This is a genomic window from Citromicrobium bathyomarinum (genome assembly GCA_001306305.2).
In the GTDB taxonomy this organism is placed as follows: Bacteria; Pseudomonadota; Alphaproteobacteria; order Sphingomonadales; family Sphingomonadaceae; genus Alteriqipengyuania; species Alteriqipengyuania bathyomarina.
In genome coordinates this window covers 2,052,822-2,069,619 of sequence record CP155577.1, presented here as the reverse complement: position 1 = coordinate 2,069,619, position 16,798 = coordinate 2,052,822, and the positions used below count along the sequence as shown (strand labels likewise).

Below are 16,798 nucleotides of genomic sequence, written 5' to 3'. Positions count from 1 at the left end.
CGCCAGTGAGCCCCTAGTAGGGTGCAGAAGCCTCGTCGAGCGCGGCCTTGGCTTCCTTGTACTCACGCTCCAACCGGTCGACCATGTCGGCCACACTGCCGACGGACTTGACCGCGCCGATACCCTGGCCCGAGCCCCAGATATCCTTCCACGCCTTGGCCTTGGAGTTGCCGCCGCTGCCGAAGTTCATCTTCGACGGATCGCTTTCGGGCAGGTCGTCCGGGTCGAGCCCGGCCGCCTCGATGGAGCTGCGCAGGTAGTTGCCGTGCACGCCGGTGAACAGGTTGGTGTAGACGATGCCTTCAGCGCTGCTGTCCACGATCCCCTGCTTGTAGCCCTGATCGGCGTTGGCTTCTTCGGTCGCGATGAACGCGCTGCCGATGTAGCCGAAATCAGCGCCCATCGCCTGAGCGGCGAGCACCGAACGACCGGTCGCGATCGAGCCGGACAGCGCGATCAGCCCGTCGAACCATTCGCGAATCTCGTGCATCAGCGCGAAGGGCGACTGCGTGCCCGCATGGCCGCCCGCACCGGCGGCAACGGGGATCAGCCCGGTCGCGCCCTTTTCGATCGCCTTGTGGGCGAAGCGGTTGTTGATGACATCGTGCAGCGTGATCCCGCCCCAGTTGTCGACCGCCTGGAACACCTCTTCACGGGCGCCAAGCGAGGTGATGACCAGCGGCACCTGCCACTTCTCGCACACCTGCATATCCTCTTCGAGGCGCGCATTGGAGCGGTGGACGATCTGGTTGACCGCGAAGGGAGCGGCGGGCCGATCGGGATTGTCACGGTTGTGCGCGGCCAGCTCTTCGGTGATCTGGTGGAGCCATTCGTCGAGCACGCCCGAAGGCCGCGCGTTCAGCGCCGGGAAGCTGCCGACGACCCCCGCCTTGCACTGGGCGATGACCAGTTCCGGCCCGGATACGATGAACATCGGCGAACCGATGATGGGCAGGCGAAGGCGATCGAACGGGGCGGGAAGGGGCATTGGTGATCTCTCCGGATAAGCTCTTTGCGAGGGGTCTATGCGCCGATTCCGGCGGTGTCGAGATTGCCGTTACGTCAACTCGAGCAGATGCTCGATGTCATAGACCCGCGCCGCATTGCCCGCGAACAGCGCGCGCTTCTCCTCATCCGAGGCACCTGAAGCGAGCCGTTTCAACGCATTCCACACCGTGGCGTAGCTGCCCGCCCACTTGTCCACCGGGTAGTTGCTTTCGAACATCGCGCGATCCGGGCCGAACGCCTCGATGCAGGTGTCCACATAAGGCCGCCACATCTGCGCCAGTTCTTCGGATGACACGCTGTCGGTCGGGCCTTCGGCGGGCATCCCGCAGAACTGCATTGCGAGACCGCCAAGCTTCACGACCACGTTCTGGCACTTGGCAAGCTCGCGGATCGAGCCACGCCAGCGCTCGAAGTTCTCGTCCAGCTTGCCTGCATAGCAGGCGGTACCCAGCGGCGTGCCGCAATGGTCGAGCACGATTGTCTGGTCGGGGAAGGCCCGCGCAAGGTCGATCACGTCGCCCAGCTGGGGTTCGAGCACCCAGGCATCGAAGGTCAGCCCGCGCTTGCCCAGTTCGGCAAAGCCTTCGCGGAAGGCGGCATCGCGGTAGAGCCCTTCGGGATGGTGGAATGCAGGGCCGAGCACGCTTGGGTCCGCATCCCACGCGCCGGCATGGCGGATGCCCTTGAAGCGGGGGCCGCCTGCATCTGCCAGTGCATCCAGCACGTTGCCCGCCTCCGCGCCAAGGCGCAGGTCCGCATGGCCGACGATGCCCGCACAGGGGCGGTAAGGTCCGTAGAGGCCGCTAGCGCCCTGTGCGGCGACTCCGCGGACGAACTCGACCTCGCCCACGACCTTCATCGCCTCGCTGCGCGACGCATCGTAGAACGCGCCGCATTCCATGAAGACCGTGCCGATGATCCGGTGGCCGCTGCTCGTGTCGGCCAGGAACTGGTCGAATGTGTAGTGCGCGGAGAGGCGAACCGTTTCGAGAAACGGATGAAGCGGTTCGGGGAACGAGCCGAGCAGTGCGCGAAGATCCCACAAGTGGTGGTGCGGGTCGATGATCGGCAGGTCGGGTTCGATGATCGCTTCGGGCGGGGTCATGCAGTCTCCTTGGTCCGTATGGCACAGTGACCGGGCGTGTCTGCAAAACTGGTTGCGAGGGGATTTCGCCTTGGGATCAATCGCATGGGCAGCACAGCGGCCCGCGCAGTGTCACCTTTCGCATTTTGTGGGCGAAGCCTCGTTTGCATCCTCTCTCCGGTCTCTTCTGTGTGAAGTAGATCCATTGGCGCGCAGCCTGCCGCAACCGGGCCGTGTAGGGAAGGGCCGTTATCCCAGCGCGGCCAGCGCATCCGCTGCGGTTTCAACGCGCGGCCAGTCTTGCGGAGGCTGGTGCCGCAGCCAGGTATATTGCCGCTTGGCGTAGTTGCGGGTGGCGCGCTGGCCTGTCTCGATCATCTCTTCGCGCGAGCATTCGCCGCGCAGCCAGCCCGCAATCTCTCGCACGCCGATCGCGCGCATCACCGGCAGATCGGGGTCCAGATCGCGCGCCAGCAGCGCCTCCACCTCCGCCACCGCGCCCTGTTCCAGCATCGCCGAAAACCGCGCATCGCAGCGGGCGTAGAGCCACTCGCGCTCTGGCAGCAGGATGACCGGCGACAGCGCGACCCGGTCCGCTATCCCGCCTTCCTTGCGCTGTTGCCACTCGCCCAGCGTCAGCCCGGTCGCGCGGACCACCTCCAGCGCGCGGGCGATGCGCTGCGTGTCGCCCGGGTTGAGCCGCGCGTGGCTTGCCGGGTCTGCCGTCGCGAGCTCGGCAAAGGCATCGGGAGTGGGCAGGGCGCGCACCGCGTCGCGGACATCCGCAGGGATGGTGGGGACGGGCGCAATCCCCTCCATCAGCGTGCGGATATAGAGGCCCGTGCCGCCGACCAGGATCGGCACATCCCCGTGGGCGTGGATGTCGGCAATCTCGCGCTTCGCAGCCTCGGCCCATTGCGCGGCGGAGCAGGCCTCCGCCCCGTCCCACGCACCATAAAGGCGGTGCTCTGCTTGAGCGATCTCTTCTGCAGAGGGGCGCGCGCTCAGCACCTGCAGGTCGGCATAGACCTGCGCGCTGTCGGCGTTGACTATCACGCCCTTGCGGCCTTCGTTCTTCAGCCGCCCGGCCAGGTCGAGCGCCAGCGCGCTCTTGCCGCTGGCGGTCGGCCCTGCGATGAGCGTCAGAGGCCCTTGCACCGCTTTTCCGGAGATCTCGTTCGTGCTCATCGCCCGTGTCCTAGCAGAGCCCGTGCCCTCCGAGGCAAGCCTGCAATCGCTGGAGGCCGCATTATCCGCTGCCGGACAGCCCTTTGCCGAAGCGATGATGCTGGAACATTGCGGCGAGGTGCTCGAAATTTCCATTCCGGAGGGCACCCGCGATGTCGTCGCCCCGCTGGTGGAGGAGCATCTCGCACCCATCGCCGCGCTGTTCGCTGACGATACGATCGCGATTCCCCGCCTGCTGGTGAGCGACATGGATTCGACCATGATCGGGCAGGAATGCATCGACGAACTGGCCGATTTTCTGGGCGTGAAAGATGAGGTCGCCGAGATAACCGAGCGCGCGATGCGCGGCGAACTCGACTTTGCGGGCGCGCTGGATGAACGCGTCGCCCTGCTCGAAGGGCTGGAGGAAACCGCGATCGAGCAATGCCTGGCTCAGCGGATTTCGCCCACGCGCGGCGCGGGCACGGTGATCGCCACGCTCTCCGCCCACGGCGCGCGCTGCGTGCTGGTGACCGGCGGGTTCCACCGCTTCGCCGATCCGATTGCGGAGCGGCTCGGGTTCGATCGGGTGGTCGGCAATCGCCTGCTGATCGAGGATGGCAAGCTGTCGGGCAAGGTCCAGAAACCGATCTGCGACAGCGCCACGAAGGAGCGGACCTTGCGCGAGGAAGCCGCCGAACTGGGCGACGGGGCACGCACGCTCGCGCTTGGCGACGGGGCGAACGACACGCCGATGCTGCGCGCGGCGGATTATGGCGTCGCCTACCGCGCCAAGCCCGCGACCCGCGCGGCGGCGAACGGATGGATCGATTGCGAGGATATGACCGCGCTGCTGCTGCTGCTCGGCATCGACCGGAAGAGCTGGGTCCGCCGCTGAGTGCGCTTGTACGAAAAGCCCTTGAACAGGACGCGGAGAGCGTTTATTTACACTGGTGTCAGTAAGGAAAATCACATGACTGAAGCCAGCTCTGTTGATCCCGCAGCCTCTGCAGTCGAATGCGCGCGCGACGGTACGCCGCTGCGCGATCCGGCGCGTCCGGTGCCCAAATACCGCCCGCTGACCGCGATCCACCACTTCCGCGAGCTGCTGAAGGACAAGGAAGATACCAGCCACGTCTTCCGCATTTTCGAGGCCTTGCCGCACAAGAGCTTCATGCCGCGCGTGCGTGAACTCACGCTCAGCGAGCAGGGCGAGCGGCTGCGCGCCGAAGAGCCGTATCTGCCGCCGATCCTCGACGACCACGAAACCCTGCGCAAACTCCCGGAGGGTACCGTGGCCCATGCCTATTGCGACTTCATGGAGCGCGAAGGGCTGTCGGCCGCCGGGCTGGTGGCCGAGGCGGACAAGCTGGGCCGGCAGAAGTTCGACGACCTGGTCCAGTGGTTCGGCTTCCGCAGCCGCGACACGCACGACCTGATGCATGTGCTGACCGGCTACGGCCGCGATGCGCTGGGCGAGCAATGCGTGCTGCTGTTCACCTATGGCCAGCAGCCCAGCCATGGCCACTTGCTGATCGGCTATGCCGGGGCGTGGAACATCAAGAAGATGGCCGGGCGCAGCAAGGCGCCGGTGTACAAGGCTGTGCGTCAGGCGCAGCGGACCGGAACCGCGTGCCCCGCGCTGGTCGGCATGTCGATCCGCGAATTGCTTGCCATGCCGCTGGACGAGGCTCGCGCCAAGCTCAACATCCCCGAACCGCACTGGTATCGCGAATGCCACCGGGTGTGGAAGGAAGAGGGTATCGACCCCTACGACCTTCTCGGCAGCGAGCCGCAGGGCGCGCCCGCCGCAGCCTAAATCGTGAGTCCCAGCGAAAGCTGGGACCTCCATCGGCAAGAGCGCTTGGTTGGTAGAAGGTTCCAGCTTTCGCTGGGACTCACCAGATTTTCAAAGCCAGCTGGCGATCCGGCTGAGCGGCTTCTTGTCGAGCGCGTGCTCCGGCACGGTGGCATCGGCCGCCGGATGCCCCGCGACCACGATCATCAGCGGCTTCTCCCACTCGGGCCGCCCGCAGATCTCACGCAGGAAACCCATTGGTGAGGGTGTATGCGTCAGCGTCGCCAGCCCTGCCTCGTGCAATGTCGCCAGCAGCATGCCGCACGCGATGCCGACGCTTTCGGTGACGTAGTAGTTCTGCGTGGTGCCATCCTCCGCGATCCCGCCCTTGCGCTGCGCGAAGCACACGATCAGCCACGGCGCGATCTCGAGGAAGGGCTTGTCCGCATCCGTACCCAGCGGCGCGAGCGCATCGAGCCATTGCTCACCCGCCTTGCCGGCATAGAACGCGCGCTCCTCTGCCTCCGCCGCCTCGCGAATCGCGCGCTTTTTCTCGGGCGAGCCGACGACGGTGAAATGCCATGGCTGGTGGTTAGCGCCATTGGGCGCGGTGCCTGCCGCGCGGATCGCATGTTCGATCACTTCGCGCGGAACGGGCGTATCGGCAAAGCTGCGGCAGGAGTGGCGAGTCTTCAGACGCTCGTACGCGGTGCGGGCGCGCGCGTTCCGCTCTTCGTCGGTGAGGTGGGGCAGTGCGGGGAAGGGGGGATGGCGCTCGCTCATCGCCCCTCCTTATCCGCGCGGCTCCTGCGTGTCGAAAGGCTCAACGCATCCGCGCCGTGGTCTCTCCGGTGGAGCCGTTATAATACAGCGCCACCTGGCCTTGCATCTCGCAGAAGTTGATTTCCGGCCAGGCGACCTGTTCGCCATCGACCTCGTAGACGACCAGAATGTCCCACCAGCAGGTGTCGGCAGAGCGGGAGAAGTCGATGTTGAGGACAGCGTCGTCCTCCAGCACATCGAAGCCGAGCAGGTCTTCTTCCCAGTCGTCGGTGCCGGTGGGCGAGATGTAGATTTCGGAAATGGTGTAGCCGGTGCGGTTGGTGACCGACAGCACCTCGTCCTGCGCCAGCGCGGGCGCGCAAAGCGCCATGCTGCCCGCCAGCCCGGCGAGCATTGCCCAGTGTTTCATAGATCGAATCCCCTCCAAATCGAGGCGACCCGGGCCTGCATCTAGCAGCGAGCAGATCGACCGGGAAGCCGATCCGGCCTGCGCGTCACCGCAAATCCTTGCGGATCACCAGTTTGAGGCCCGACCATGTCTCGTCCACCGCGCACACTTTCGTGTCGACCAGCCCGGTCGGCAGCGCGACCTCGCGGATCGTGTCTTCGGAGACATCGGTTGGCACCTTGGATGCCTGCTTCGGCCAGCTCACCCAGATATGGCCGTCGGCTGCGATCTGCTTGCGCAACGTGGCGAGCAGGCTGCTCAGCTCTTCGCGCGTGGTTACGAAGATGTGCGCCGCGTCGATTCCCTCCGCAGGATCGGCGACGAAGATCAGGTCCAGCGCATATTCGCCGATCTCGTCCTGCACATTCTCGGGCATGGCGTGAAACCACACCCGCTGATCGTCGCGCAGGTTGAGCTTTTTCGCCAGCGGCGTCTCGGAGTAGCCTGCGGGCACGCCTAGCCTTCCATCCACTCCTGGAAGAACGCCTCGTTCGCGGCGCGCAGGTCTTCCACCTTCACGCCCAGCAGGCTGTCGCCGCCGACCGTGCCCAGACGGCGGAAGCCGACCAGTGCGGCAGCCTCGCTCTCGGGCCCTTCGGCGACGATCGCGTTGAATGCTTCGACCTTGTCCGGGCTGACGGTGACGACGTAGCGGCTCTGGTCTTCACCGAACCACCACTGTGCGGCGGTATATGCCTCGTTCGCGGTCACTTCCGCGCCCAGACCACCCGCCAGCGCCATTTCGGCCAGCGTCACGGCGAGCCCGCCGTCCGAGCAGTCGTGCACCGCGCTCAGCAGGCCTTCGTCGATCAGCTTGAGCACGATCTGGCCTGCGCCGCGCTCGGCCAGCAGATCGACCGGCGGCGCGCGGCCTTCGTCGCGGCCATGCACTTCCTTGAGCCACAGCGACTTGCCGAGGTGCGAGCGGACCGGATCGGGCTTGGCCCAGAACTCGGGTGCGATCAGGTAGATCGCATCGCCTTCGCCCTTGAAACCGATGCTGGTGAGCTTGTCGTAATCCGCGACCAGCCCGACCCCGCCGATGGCAGGTGTGGGCAGGATCGCCGAGCCGCCGCCGGTCGCCTTGCTTTCATTGTAGAGCGACACGTTGCCGCTCACCACGGGGAAGTCGAGCGTGCGGCAGGCTTCGCCCATGCCCTCGAGTGCGTGGACGATCTGGGCCATGATCTCGGGCCGCTGCGGGTTGGCGAAGTTGAGGCAGTTGGTGATCGCGAGCGGCTTTGCGCCGACCGCGCAGAGGTTGCGAAACGCCTCGGCCACCGCCTGCTTGCCGCCTTCGTAGGGGTCGGCATGGACATAGCGCGGGGTGCAATCGGTGCTGATCGCGAGCGCCTTCTTGGTGCCGTGCACGCGCACCACGCCTGCATCGCCGCCGGTCTGGAGCGTGTCGGCACCCACCTGACGGTCATACTGCTCGAAGATCCACCGGCGCGAGGCGAGGGCGGGGCTGCCCATCAGTTTGAGCAGGTCGGCACCGACATCCGCGCTGTCGGGCACGTTGGTCATGGGCGTGATTTTCGCCCACTGCGTGTATTCCTCGCGGCTAAGGTAGGGTCGGTCGTAGAGCGGCGCATCGTCGGCAAGGGGGCCGAGCGGAATGTCGCACACGGTCTCGCCTTCGAAGTCGAGCACCATGCGGCCCGTATCGGTCACCTCGCCGATCACGGCGAAGTCCAGCTCCCACTTCTCGAAGATCGCGCGCGCCATGTCTTCCTTGCCGGGCTTCAAGACCATGAGCATCCGCTCCTGGCTCTCGCTCAGCATCATTTCGTAGGGGGTCATGCCGTCTTCGCGCTGAGGCACGTCGTCCATCTTCAGGCGAATGCCGACCTTGCCGTTGGTGGCCATCTCGACGCTGGAGCTGGTCAGCCCCGCCGCGCCCATGTCCTGGATGGCGACGATCGCGTCGGTCGCCATCAGTTCAAGGCACGCCTCGATCAGCAGCTTCTCGGTGAAGGGGTCGCCCACCTGAACCGTGGGGCGCTTGGCCTCGGCGTCTTCCTCGAAATCCGCGCTCGCCATGGTCGCGCCGTGGATGCCGTCGCGCCCGGTCTTGGAGCCGACATAGACGATTGGATTGCCCACGCCGGTGGCGGCGGAATAGAAGATCTTGTCCGCGTCCGCGACGCCGACGGTCATCGCGTTGACGAGGATATTGCCGTCATACGCCGGGTCGAAATTGGTCTCGCCCGCGACAGTCGGCACGCCCACGCAATTGCCGTAGCCGCCGATCCCCGCGACCACGCCCTGCACCAGATGCTTCATCTTGGGATGGTCGGGCCGCCCGAAGCGCAGCGCATTGGCATTCGCCACCGGCCGCGCGCCCATGGTGAAGACGTCGCGCAGGATGCCGCCCACGCCGGTCGCCGCGCCCTGATAGGGCTCGATATACGACGGGTGGTTGTGCGACTCCATCTTGAAGATCGCGGCTTGCCCATCGCCAATGTCGATCACACCCGCATTCTCGCCCGGGCCGCAGATCACCCACTCGGCCTCGGTCGGCAGCTTCTTCAGGTGCAGGCGCGAGGACTTGTACGAGCAATGCTCGCTCCACATCACCGAGAATATGCCGAGTTCGAGCAGGTTGGGCTCACGCCCAAGCGCGTTCAATACACGCTCGTATTCCTCGGGGCTCAGCCCGTGCTGTTCGACGACTTCGGGGGTGATCTCGGATGTGGTAGTAGTCATGGCACGCGCGCTTAAACCGCTCCGCGTGCCAGCGCCAGTCCTACGCTACCGTTTCGCACGCCGAGTATGGCCCAGCCACCATGCGCCAAGCGTGGCGAGCGCGTAGGCGAAGAACGCGGTGATCGGGATCGCCGGCGTCACCGCCTCCGGCTCCGGCCCGAACCAGTTGACCGCCTGCAACGCCAGCAGCAGCACGCCGAGCACGATCGCAGGCCCCGCGGGGCCGCGCGTGCGGGAGAGGAAAAATGCCAGCGCGCCGAAGGTCAGCGCCAGTTCCAGCGGCATTTCCACCGCCGGATAATTCCACAGGCCGAGGCCCAGCTTGGGCAGATTGCCTGCCAGCGTCAGATCGGGGCGATGGACGAGAAGATCGAGCAGCCAGTGGGACAACACGACGCAGCCCGCCAGCACGCTCGCCAACCGGTCGCGCGTGACCAGCCATGCAAGCACTGCAAAGCCAACCGCGAACCCCGCGCTGCCGAGCAGGCTGTGCGTATAGGGCATGTGGTACAAGTCCATCGGGTTCATCGCAGTGATCCCGGGGGAGACCCGCATGTGCTCGATACCCAGCAGCAGGAAAGCGAAGAACGCCCAGTCGACCGCCTGCGCCGCGATGAAATAGAGCGCCAGCCTTGGCCTCTTCGGCGTCAGCGCCGCGGCCACGAATGCAGGCGCGAAATGACCGATGAACATGTGCTTTCTTCCCCAAACCCCGCGTGCGCTTGCTTGACCCGGCATCGGCAGGGCGTCAATGCTCGCCCGCGATGGCAGAGGATCCACAGAACATTTCCGACATGAGCTTCGAGGAAGCTCTCAGGGCTCTCCAGCAGGTCGTGCGCCAGCTGGAAGATGGGGAGGTGCCGCTCGACCAGTCGATCGCGCTGTACGAACGGGGCGAGAAGCTGCGCGCGGCGTGCCAGGCGCGGCTCGACGCGGCGCAGGCCCGGATCGAGGCGATCGTGCTCGACGCGAAGGGCCAGCCGAACGGTACGAAGCCGTTCGACGGCCCCGAGTGACGCAGGCGCCCGACATGGATTTCGAGGATACCCACGGCGCCCGGCTCAAGATGGCACTCGCCACGATCCGTACGGATGTGGACGATGCATTCGACGCCTTGCTCCCGGTGCCCGGCGATACCCGCGCCCCGCTGGTGGAGGCGATGCGCCACGCCGCGATCGGCGGGGGCAAGCGCGTGCGCCCGCTGCTGCTGGTCGCGACCGCGACAATGCTCGGCGTGTCGCGCGAAGCGGCGGTGCTGGCGGGTACGGCGGTCGAATCGATCCACGTCTATTCGCTGATCCACGACGATCTGCCGTGCATGGACGATGACGACATGCGCCGCGGCAAGCCGACCGTGCACAAGGCGTTCGACGAAGCGACTGCAGTGCTGGCGGGCGATGCGCTGCATGCGCTCGCGTTCGATATTCTGACCGACAGTTCGGTGAGCAGCGATCCCTTCATCCAGGCCGAACTGGTCCGCTGCCTTGCGCAGGCGAGCGGGATGAGCGGCATGGCAGGTGGGCAGGCGATGGACATGGCCGCCGACAGCGCGACCTACGATCTGCCCACGATCACCCGCCTGCAACAGCTGAAAACCGGCGCGCTGCTAACCGCGAGCGTGGAGATGGGTGCGATCCTTGCGCGTGTGCCGCACGATGCGCGCGGGCACCTGATCGCCTATGCGCGCGACATTGGCCTCGCCTTCCAGATCGCCGACGATCTGCTCGATCACGAGGGTGACGAGGACAAGGCGGGCAAGGCGCTGCGCAAGGACGACGAGCAGGGCAAGCAGACCTTCGTGACGCTGATGGGTGCCGAGGGCGCGCGCGCGCAGGCGAAGGCGCTGGTCGAACAGGCCTGCGGACATTTGGCCCATTACGGCGAGGATGCGGGCGTGCTGTGCGACCTTGCCAGATATATTGTGGAGCGGGATCGTTGAGTGAGCGTATAGGCATCTACCCCGGCACCTTCGACCCGATCACGCGGGGGCACGCGGACATCATCCGCCGCGCCGCGCGTCTGGTCGACCGGCTGATCATCGGAGTTACCACCAACCCCTCCAAGAACCCGATGTTCGACACCGAAGAGCGTCTGGTGATGGTCAAGCGCGAGGTCGCGAACATGAACCTCGATAATGTCGAGGTGATCGGGTTCAACGCGCTGCTGATGAAGTTTGCCGAGGCGCAGGGGGCCAGCATGATCGTGCGGGGCCTGCGCGCAGTCGCGGACTTCGAGTACGAATATCAGATGGCGGGCATGAACCAGCAGCTCGACGACGAGATCGAGACCGTGTTCCTGATGGCCGACGTCTCTCTGCAGCCGATCGCGTCCAAGCTGGTCAAGGAAATCGCGCTGTACGGCGGCGACATTTCCAACTTCGTCAGCCCGACCGTGCGCGACGATGTGGTCGCTCGGGTGGAGAAGATCGGCCTCAAGGGAGACTATTGAGAGCCGCCGCCCCGCAGCATTCGTTCATTGCACCGACAGCGCGCGCTTAGTATCGCCGCGCCATTCCTCCACAATTCGTTTGTGAGACACATGCTCAAGACCCTTTTTTCCGCCGCCGTCCTTTCCGCGATGGCCGCCACTCCGCTCGCGGCACAGGACATCGACGCCGATGCGCCGCCGGCCCAGCGGCAGATGTCCGACTATGCGACGATCGACTACAATCTGCAGGAAGACCGGGAGAATATCCTGTTCCTCGACCTGTCGAACGGGCAGCGGGTCGCGATCCGCCTGATGCCCGACTGGGCGCCGCACCATGTCGAGCGGGTCAAGACACTGGCGCGCGAGGGCTTTTACGACGGGGTGATCTTCCATCGCGTGATCGACGGATTCATGGCGCAGACCGGTGATCCGACCGGCACCGGACAGGGCGGATCGGAGCTCCCCGATCTCAAGGCAGAATTCAACCCGATGCCGCACGTGCGCGGCACCGTGTCCATGGCGCGCGCGCAGTCGGAAGACAGCGCGAACAGCCAGTTCTTCATCGTGTTCTACCCGCGCTTCAGCCTCGACAAGAAATACACCAATTTCGGCCGGGTGATCGCCGGGATGGATGCGGTCGACGCGATCGTACGCGGCGAGCCGCCCAGCAATCCGACCCGGATCGTGCAGGCATCGATCGCATCGGACAATCGCCCCGCGCCGAGCCCGGCGCAACTGGCCGCGCCCGCGAACACCGACGCGCGCACGATGAGCGTGGACGAACTGAACGCCCCGATCGGGGAGTGACCCGGTCGCTTCGACGCGCTAGCGGCAGCCCCCATGCGCGCCCTTCGACAAGCTCAGGATAATCGGGATCGACTTTCATGAAAGTCGACCTGTTCGATTTCGACCTCCCGCCGGAGAGGATAGCGCTGCGTCCCGTCTCCCCGCGAGACGCGGCGAAGATGCTGGTGGTGGACGGCGCTGCGCCCTTTGCCGACCGGCAGGTGCGCGACCTGCCCGACCTGCTGCGCGCAGGCGACGTGCTGGTGTTCAACGATACCCGCGTGATTCCCGCCCAGCTCGAAGGCGAGCGTATCCGAGAGGGTGCATCGGGCGCGGCGATCGGCGCGACGCTGCACAAGCGGATCGACGCGCGCCGCTGGCAGGCCTTCGTGCGCAACGCCAAGCGGCTGCGCGAAGGCGACACGATCAGGTTCCCCGATGGCATCTCGGTAACCGCGGAAGCGCGGGCCGAGGATGGCAGCTGGACGCTGGCCTTTGCGGGTGGGGAGCCGGTCGAGGAACTGCTCGCCCGGGCGGGCGCGATGCCTCTGCCGCCCTATATCGCGCAGCGCCGCGCGGCGGACGAGCGTGACGCCCAGGATTACCAAACCCTGTTCGCGGACAAGGCGGGTGCTGTCGCTGCACCCACCGCCGCGCTCCATTTCACACCCGCACTGGTCGAGCGGCTCGATGCGGCGGGGATCGTGCGCGAGACGCTGACGCTGCATGTCGGCGCGGGCACCTTCCTGCCGGTGAAGGCGGATGACACCGCGCAGCACAAGATGCACGCCGAGTGGGGCGAGATCACCGCCGAGGCTGCCGCACGCCTCAACGCCGCGCGCGCTGAGGGGCGCCGAGTGATTGCGGTCGGCACCACGAGCCTGCGCCTGCTCGAAAGTGCGGCGGATCAGAACCACACGATCCAGCCATTCGCCGGCGACACCGACATCTTCATCACGCCGGGATATGAGTTTCGCGCGGTTGACGGGCTGATGACCAATTTCCACCTGCCGAAATCGACGCTGATGATGCTGGTCAGCGCGCTGATGGGGCGGGAACGGATGATGGAGGCCTACGCATACGCGATCGCGCACGAATATCGCTTCTATTCCTACGGGGATTCCTCGCTGCTATTGCCGCCACGATGACCCGCCGCCCGGGCGGCATCGCGCGAGCGGGCGGGGCGATATTGCAGGCAATCGGCGAATTGATGGTTAAATCGCTGACCGGTTCACTTGTAATGCCTGCCGCTTGCGCCAAATAGTCGCGCATGCCTGAACCGATCCTAGAGCTTGCCGGCCTCACAAAAGTGTTTCCCGGAGGGTTCAAGGCGCTCGACAATATCGACCTGACCATCAATCGCGGCGAGATTTTCGCGCTGCTCGGGCCCAACGGCGCGGGCAAGACCACGCTGATCGGCGCGGTGTGCGGATTGGTGCGACCGACATCGGGTACGATCCGCGCGTTCGGTCAGGATACCAAAAGCGACTGGCGGCAGGCCCGCGCGCGCATCGGGCTGGTGCCGCAGGAACTGTCGACCGACATGTTCGAGCCGGTCCTGCATGCGGTCGAATATTCGCGCGGCCTCTTCGGCCTCGCGCCCGATCCCGCGCGGATCGAGGAAATCCTGCGCTCACTGAGCCTGTGGGACAAGCGCAACAACCGGATCATGGAGCTGTCCGGCGGGATGAAGCGGCGCGTGCTGATCGCCAAGGCGATGGCGCACGAGCCGGACCTGCTGTTCCTCGACGAGCCGACCGCGGGCGTCGACGTCGAACTACGCAAGGATATGTGGCACCAGATCGACGCGATGCGCGCGCGCGGTGTCACCGTCATCCTGACCACGCATTACATCGAGGAAGCCGAGGAAATGGCCGACCGGGTCGGCATCATCCGCGGCGGCAAGATCCTTATGGTCGATCAGAAAGACGCGATGATGGCGCGGCTCGGGCGGACCGAGGCGCATGTGATGCTGGCACAGCCGCTCGACGCACTGCCGCCCGCAATCGCCGCCTTCCCGGTCGAGCTGGAGGAGGGCGGACGTTCGATCTGCTATCGCGGCGGCGACGGCACGGGCAAGGGCCGCGAGGAAGTGGCCGAACTGACCAAGGCGCTGATCGCGAGCGGGATCGACTATGTCGGCATCGATGTGCGCGAAAGCAGCCTGGAGGACATCTTCGTCTCGCTGCTGGGCGATGAAGAGGAGCAGGCGGCATGAGCTTCAATGCGCGTTCCGCATGGTCGATCTACCGGCGCGAGCTGTGGCGCTTCCTGCGCACGGCGTTCCAGTCGGTGCTTGCACCGGTGCTTACCACCTCGCTCTATATCCTCGTCTTCGGCAGCGCGATCGGCGACCGGATGCCTGATGTGGGCTCGGTCGATTACGGCGCGTTCATCATTCCCGGCCTGCTGATGCTGACCCTGTTGGGCGAGACGACCAGCAATTCCAGCTTCGGCATCTACATGCCGCGCTTTACAGGCACGATCTACGAATTGCTGAGCGCGCCCGTGGGCGTGGCGGAAACGCTGGTCGGTTTCGTCGGTGCTGCCGCGACCAAAAGCCTGATTCTGGCGGCGATCATCCTCCTGACCGCGCGGATATTCGTGCCTTACGACATCGCACATCCGGTGTTCGCCTTCGTGTTCATCCTGCTGGTCGCGGCCAGTTTCAGCCTGTTCGGCTTCATCCTGGGCATCTGGGCGGACAGTTTCGAAAAGCTGGGCATCATCCCGATGCTGATCCTGACCCCGCTCACGTTCCTGGGTGGCACCTTCTATTCGATCGCGGACCTGCCCGCGCCGTGGAACACGGTCGCGCTGGCCAATCCGATCGTCTACCTCGTCAGCGGGCTGCGCTGGACATTCTACGGCTCTGCCGACGTCAGCATCTGGGTTTCGCTGGCGCTGACGCTGGCCTTCCTCGTGGTCTGTACAGCAGTCATCGCATACATCTTCCGTACCGGGTGGCGGTTGCGCAACTGACGCGTTAAGCGGCTCGCCATGCCGACCAGAACGATTGTTGCCGCAGCACTATGCGGCCTGTTTGCAACGCCCGCCTTCGCCGAAGTCCCGCCCGATGTGCAGGCGATGATCGACGCCGCCATCGCCACCGGCGACAAGGCGAAGGTGGAAACCGTGTTCGACCTGGCCAAGCAGACCCAGCCCGATCACGCCGAGGAGATCGAGGCGCTGGCGGTCGCCTGGCAGGCCGATCAGGAAGAGGCCAAGCGGCTTGCCGAACAGCACAAGCAGGAAGAAATCCGCCAGGCCGGACTGCTCGACCTGTGGTCCGGCGAAGGACAGGTCGGTGCCTTCCTGTCGACCGGCAACAGCGAGGATGCGGGTCTCTCGGTCGCGCTGAACCTGAAGCGTGAGGGAATCGACTGGACCCATGCGCTGCGCGCGAGCGCGGACTACCAGCGCTCCAACGGGGTGACGAGCCGGGAGCGGTATCTGATCGCCTACGAACCGCGCTTCGAGATGGGCGAGAACCTGTTCGCCTACGGCCTCGCGCAGTACGAGCATGACAAGTTCCAGGGCTTCGACCATCGCTACGCGGTTTCAGGAGGGATCGGTTACACGTTGCTCGATAGCGATTCCGCGACCCTCTCGATCAAGGCTGGCCCGGCCTATCGCGTGACGCAGCGCACCGACGGCACCAGCGTCGACCGGATTGCCGGGCTTTTCGGGATGGACTTCGACTGGAAGCTTTCCGACCGTATCACCTTCACGCAGGACGCCAATGCCGTGGCCGAAACCGGGGCCGAGGCGCTGCTGATCGTGGACAGCGCGAACACGACGTTCAATCTGCTCAGCGGCATCGATTTCAAGGTCAGCGACCGGTTGCGGTCGCGCCTTTCCTATCAGCTGGAATACAACAGCAATGTGCGTGCCGACCAGAGCAGCACCGATACGCTGACCCGCTTCACGCTGGTCTACGGTTTCTGACCGAAGCTAGTTCGCGGGGCACACGCGGAACGGCACCTCGTCGCGCTCGGCGCTGCCCACCTCGAGGAACAGCGCCATCACGCGGGCGAGGTTTTCGGGAGGCAGCGGGGCAAGTTCGGCCAGCAGGCGGTCGGCGATCCGGCATCGTTCCCCATCGAAGCCACGCGCGATCATGGTCGCCGCGGCGGGTGCGAGCGCAGCCTTGGCGACGCCTTCGAAAGGCCCGTCCACCGGCAGGCGCGAACCTGCGAGCCGCTGTGCGACTTTGCGCGCGCGGGGCCACGCACGCTCCGCCTGCGGCGCGAGCCGGGTCTTGAGCGAAGCCGAGCGTGTGCCGAGGAAAGGCTGGGCGGGCAGGGCACCCGCGCACCGCTGTTCCAGCGCGCCGACAAGCTCCGGCATGACATAGGCGACCAGCGCCTCGTTCTCCGCAGGCGAGATGCACGGCCGCGCTGGGGTTTGCGCTGCGGCAGTGGTGCTCGCGGCGAGCAGGCAGGCGAGGGGGGCAAGCTGGCGGATCATAGGGCGCGAGGGTTCCATGCTGGTCGGTCGGCCTGCGTTGCAGTGCAAGCACTGAGCGAAAGGTGAATGCGGGCACAAAGCGAATGCGCTGGCGGATCGACAGCGCCGCCGTGCTGCA

19 protein-coding genes are annotated in these 16,798 nt (G+C 65.7%); 10 read left to right on the top strand and 9 right to left on the bottom strand.

Features of this window, described 5'->3' with window-relative positions; genetic code table 11:
* Positions 1–13: 13 nt before the first annotated feature.
* The 3 genes from VO57_010415 to miaA all read right to left on the bottom strand — a co-directional run bounded on the left by VO57_010415 (position 14) and on the right by miaA (position 3,280).
* A complete protein-coding gene (locus tag VO57_010415; protein XBL68551.1) occupies positions 14–988 on the bottom strand; it encodes a nitronate monooxygenase family protein in 975 nt (324 codons plus the stop codon).
* A gap of 69 nt (positions 989–1,057) precedes the next feature.
* Positions 1,058–2,113 carry an amidohydrolase family protein gene (locus VO57_010410; protein XBL68550.1) on the bottom strand — a complete coding sequence of 352 codons (1,056 nt, stop codon included), beginning with the start codon at positions 2,111–2,113 and terminating at the stop codon, positions 1,058–1,060.
* Positions 2,114–2,341: 228 nt separating this feature from the next.
* The gene (miaA, locus tag VO57_010405; protein XBL68549.1) at positions 2,342–3,280 is read right to left on the bottom strand and encodes a tRNA (adenosine(37)-N6)-dimethylallyltransferase MiaA; all 939 of its coding nucleotides are present in this window, start codon (positions 3,278–3,280) and stop codon (positions 2,342–2,344) included.
* A 22-nt stretch (positions 3,281–3,302) separates the two neighbouring features.
* Between miaA and serB the strand changes: the two genes are divergently transcribed.
* Entirely contained in the window at positions 3,303–4,157 is an 855-nt protein-coding gene (gene serB, locus VO57_010400) for a phosphoserine phosphatase SerB (protein XBL68548.1), read from the top strand.
* Positions 4,158–4,232: 75 nt separating this feature from the next.
* On the top strand, positions 4,233–5,078 hold the full coding sequence (locus tag VO57_010395) for a Coq4 family protein (GenBank protein XBL68547.1): 846 nt from the start codon (positions 4,233–4,235) through the stop codon (positions 5,076–5,078).
* 90 nt (positions 5,079–5,168) lie between these two features.
* Here VO57_010395 and VO57_010390 read toward each other — a convergent pair whose 3' ends face one another.
* The 5 genes from VO57_010390 to VO57_010370 form a co-directional block, all read right to left on the bottom strand.
* A complete protein-coding gene (locus VO57_010390) occupies positions 5,169–5,840 on the bottom strand; it encodes a nitroreductase family protein (GenBank protein ID XBL68546.1) in 672 nt (223 codons plus the stop codon).
* A 40-nt stretch (positions 5,841–5,880) separates the two neighbouring features.
* On the bottom strand, positions 5,881–6,249 hold the full coding sequence (locus tag VO57_010385) for a hypothetical protein (protein ID XBL68545.1): 369 nt from the start codon (positions 6,247–6,249) through the stop codon (positions 5,881–5,883).
* An 85-nt stretch (positions 6,250–6,334) separates the two neighbouring features.
* Positions 6,335–6,742 (bottom strand): DUF3052 family protein, encoded by a 408-nt coding sequence (locus VO57_010380; protein XBL68544.1) that lies wholly within the window; start codon positions 6,740–6,742, stop codon positions 6,335–6,337.
* Positions 6,743–6,744: 2 nt separating this feature from the next.
* Complete coding sequence (purL, locus tag VO57_010375) at positions 6,745–8,997, bottom strand: phosphoribosylformylglycinamidine synthase subunit PurL (protein XBL68543.1); 2,253 nt, start codon at positions 8,995–8,997, stop codon at positions 6,745–6,747.
* Between the two features lie 45 nt (positions 8,998–9,042).
* Entirely contained in the window at positions 9,043–9,690 is a 648-nt protein-coding gene (locus tag VO57_010370) for a hypothetical protein (GenBank protein ID XBL68542.1), read from the bottom strand.
* A gap of 71 nt (positions 9,691–9,761) precedes the next feature.
* On the opposite strand from VO57_010370, the gene VO57_010365 reads away from it, so the two are divergent.
* From VO57_010365 to VO57_010330, 8 genes are all read left to right on the top strand, one after another.
* A complete protein-coding gene (locus VO57_010365; protein ID XBL68541.1) occupies positions 9,762–10,013 on the top strand; it encodes an exodeoxyribonuclease VII small subunit in 252 nt (83 codons plus the stop codon).
* 14 nt (positions 10,014–10,027) lie between these two features.
* The gene (locus VO57_010360) at positions 10,028–10,936 is read left to right on the top strand and encodes a polyprenyl synthetase family protein (GenBank protein ID XBL68540.1); all 909 of its coding nucleotides are present in this window, start codon (positions 10,028–10,030) and stop codon (positions 10,934–10,936) included.
* On the top strand, positions 10,933–11,445 hold the full coding sequence (gene coaD, locus VO57_010355) for a pantetheine-phosphate adenylyltransferase (GenBank protein ID XBL68539.1): 513 nt from the start codon (positions 10,933–10,935) through the stop codon (positions 11,443–11,445). Before VO57_010360 ends, coaD begins: the two co-directional genes overlap by 4 nt.
* 90 nt (positions 11,446–11,535) lie before the next feature.
* On the top strand, positions 11,536–12,231 hold the full coding sequence (locus VO57_010350; GenBank protein ID XBL68538.1) for a peptidylprolyl isomerase: 696 nt from the start codon (positions 11,536–11,538) through the stop codon (positions 12,229–12,231).
* A 77-nt stretch (positions 12,232–12,308) separates the two neighbouring features.
* Positions 12,309–13,358 (top strand): tRNA preQ1(34) S-adenosylmethionine ribosyltransferase-isomerase QueA, encoded by a 1,050-nt coding sequence (gene queA / locus VO57_010345; GenBank protein XBL68537.1) that lies wholly within the window; start codon positions 12,309–12,311, stop codon positions 13,356–13,358.
* Positions 13,359–13,480: 122 nt separating this feature from the next.
* A complete protein-coding gene (locus tag VO57_010340) occupies positions 13,481–14,428 on the top strand; it encodes an ABC transporter ATP-binding protein (protein XBL68536.1) in 948 nt (315 codons plus the stop codon).
* Positions 14,425–15,192, top strand: a complete 768-nt coding sequence (locus VO57_010335) for an ABC transporter permease (protein ID XBL68535.1) — start codon at positions 14,425–14,427, stop codon at positions 15,190–15,192. The genes VO57_010340 and VO57_010335 overlap by 4 nt, the downstream gene beginning before the upstream one ends.
* A gap of 18 nt (positions 15,193–15,210) precedes the next feature.
* Positions 15,211–16,158 carry a DUF481 domain-containing protein gene (locus VO57_010330; GenBank protein XBL68534.1) on the top strand — a complete coding sequence of 316 codons (948 nt, stop codon included), beginning with the start codon at positions 15,211–15,213 and terminating at the stop codon, positions 16,156–16,158.
* Between the two features lie 6 nt (positions 16,159–16,164).
* Here the strand turns inward: VO57_010330 and VO57_010325 are convergent, their stop codons facing one another.
* Complete coding sequence (locus tag VO57_010325; GenBank protein ID XBL68533.1) at positions 16,165–16,680, bottom strand: hypothetical protein; 516 nt, start codon at positions 16,678–16,680, stop codon at positions 16,165–16,167.
* Positions 16,681–16,798 lie beyond the last annotated feature (118 nt).

Excerpts from the sequence above, each read along its gene's own strand:
- VO57_010415 (XBL68551.1), bottom strand. The coding sequence starts at position 988 with ATGCCCCTTCCCGCCCCGTTCGATCGCCTTCGCCTGCCCATCATCGGT.
- VO57_010410 (XBL68550.1), bottom strand. The coding sequence starts at position 2,113 with ATGACCCCGCCCGAAGCGATCATCGAACCCGACCTGCCGATCATCGAC.
- miaA (XBL68549.1), bottom strand. The coding sequence starts at position 3,280 with ATGAGCACGAACGAGATCTCCGGAAAAGCGGTGCAAGGGCCTCTGACG.
- VO57_010395 (XBL68547.1), top strand. The coding sequence starts at position 4,233 with ATGACTGAAGCCAGCTCTGTTGATCCCGCAGCCTCTGCAGTCGAATGC.
- VO57_010390 (XBL68546.1), bottom strand. The coding sequence starts at position 5,840 with ATGAGCGAGCGCCATCCCCCCTTCCCCGCACTGCCCCACCTCACCGAC.
- VO57_010385 (XBL68545.1), bottom strand. The coding sequence starts at position 6,249 with ATGAAACACTGGGCAATGCTCGCCGGGCTGGCGGGCAGCATGGCGCTT.
- purL (XBL68543.1), bottom strand. The coding sequence starts at position 8,997 with ATGACTACTACCACATCCGAGATCACCCCCGAAGTCGTCGAACAGCAC.
- VO57_010370 (XBL68542.1), bottom strand. The coding sequence starts at position 9,690 with ATGTTCATCGGTCATTTCGCGCCTGCATTCGTGGCCGCGGCGCTGACG.
- VO57_010365 (XBL68541.1), top strand. The coding sequence starts at position 9,762 with ATGGCAGAGGATCCACAGAACATTTCCGACATGAGCTTCGAGGAAGCT.
- VO57_010360 (XBL68540.1), top strand. The coding sequence starts at position 10,028 with ATGGATTTCGAGGATACCCACGGCGCCCGGCTCAAGATGGCACTCGCC.
- VO57_010350 (XBL68538.1), top strand. The coding sequence starts at position 11,536 with ATGCTCAAGACCCTTTTTTCCGCCGCCGTCCTTTCCGCGATGGCCGCC.
- queA (XBL68537.1), top strand. The coding sequence starts at position 12,309 with ATGAAAGTCGACCTGTTCGATTTCGACCTCCCGCCGGAGAGGATAGCG.
- VO57_010340 (XBL68536.1), top strand. The coding sequence starts at position 13,481 with ATGCCTGAACCGATCCTAGAGCTTGCCGGCCTCACAAAAGTGTTTCCC.
- VO57_010335 (XBL68535.1), top strand. The coding sequence starts at position 14,425 with ATGAGCTTCAATGCGCGTTCCGCATGGTCGATCTACCGGCGCGAGCTG.
- VO57_010330 (XBL68534.1), top strand. The coding sequence starts at position 15,211 with ATGCCGACCAGAACGATTGTTGCCGCAGCACTATGCGGCCTGTTTGCA.
- VO57_010325 (XBL68533.1), bottom strand. The coding sequence starts at position 16,680 with ATGATCCGCCAGCTTGCCCCCCTCGCCTGCCTGCTCGCCGCGAGCACC.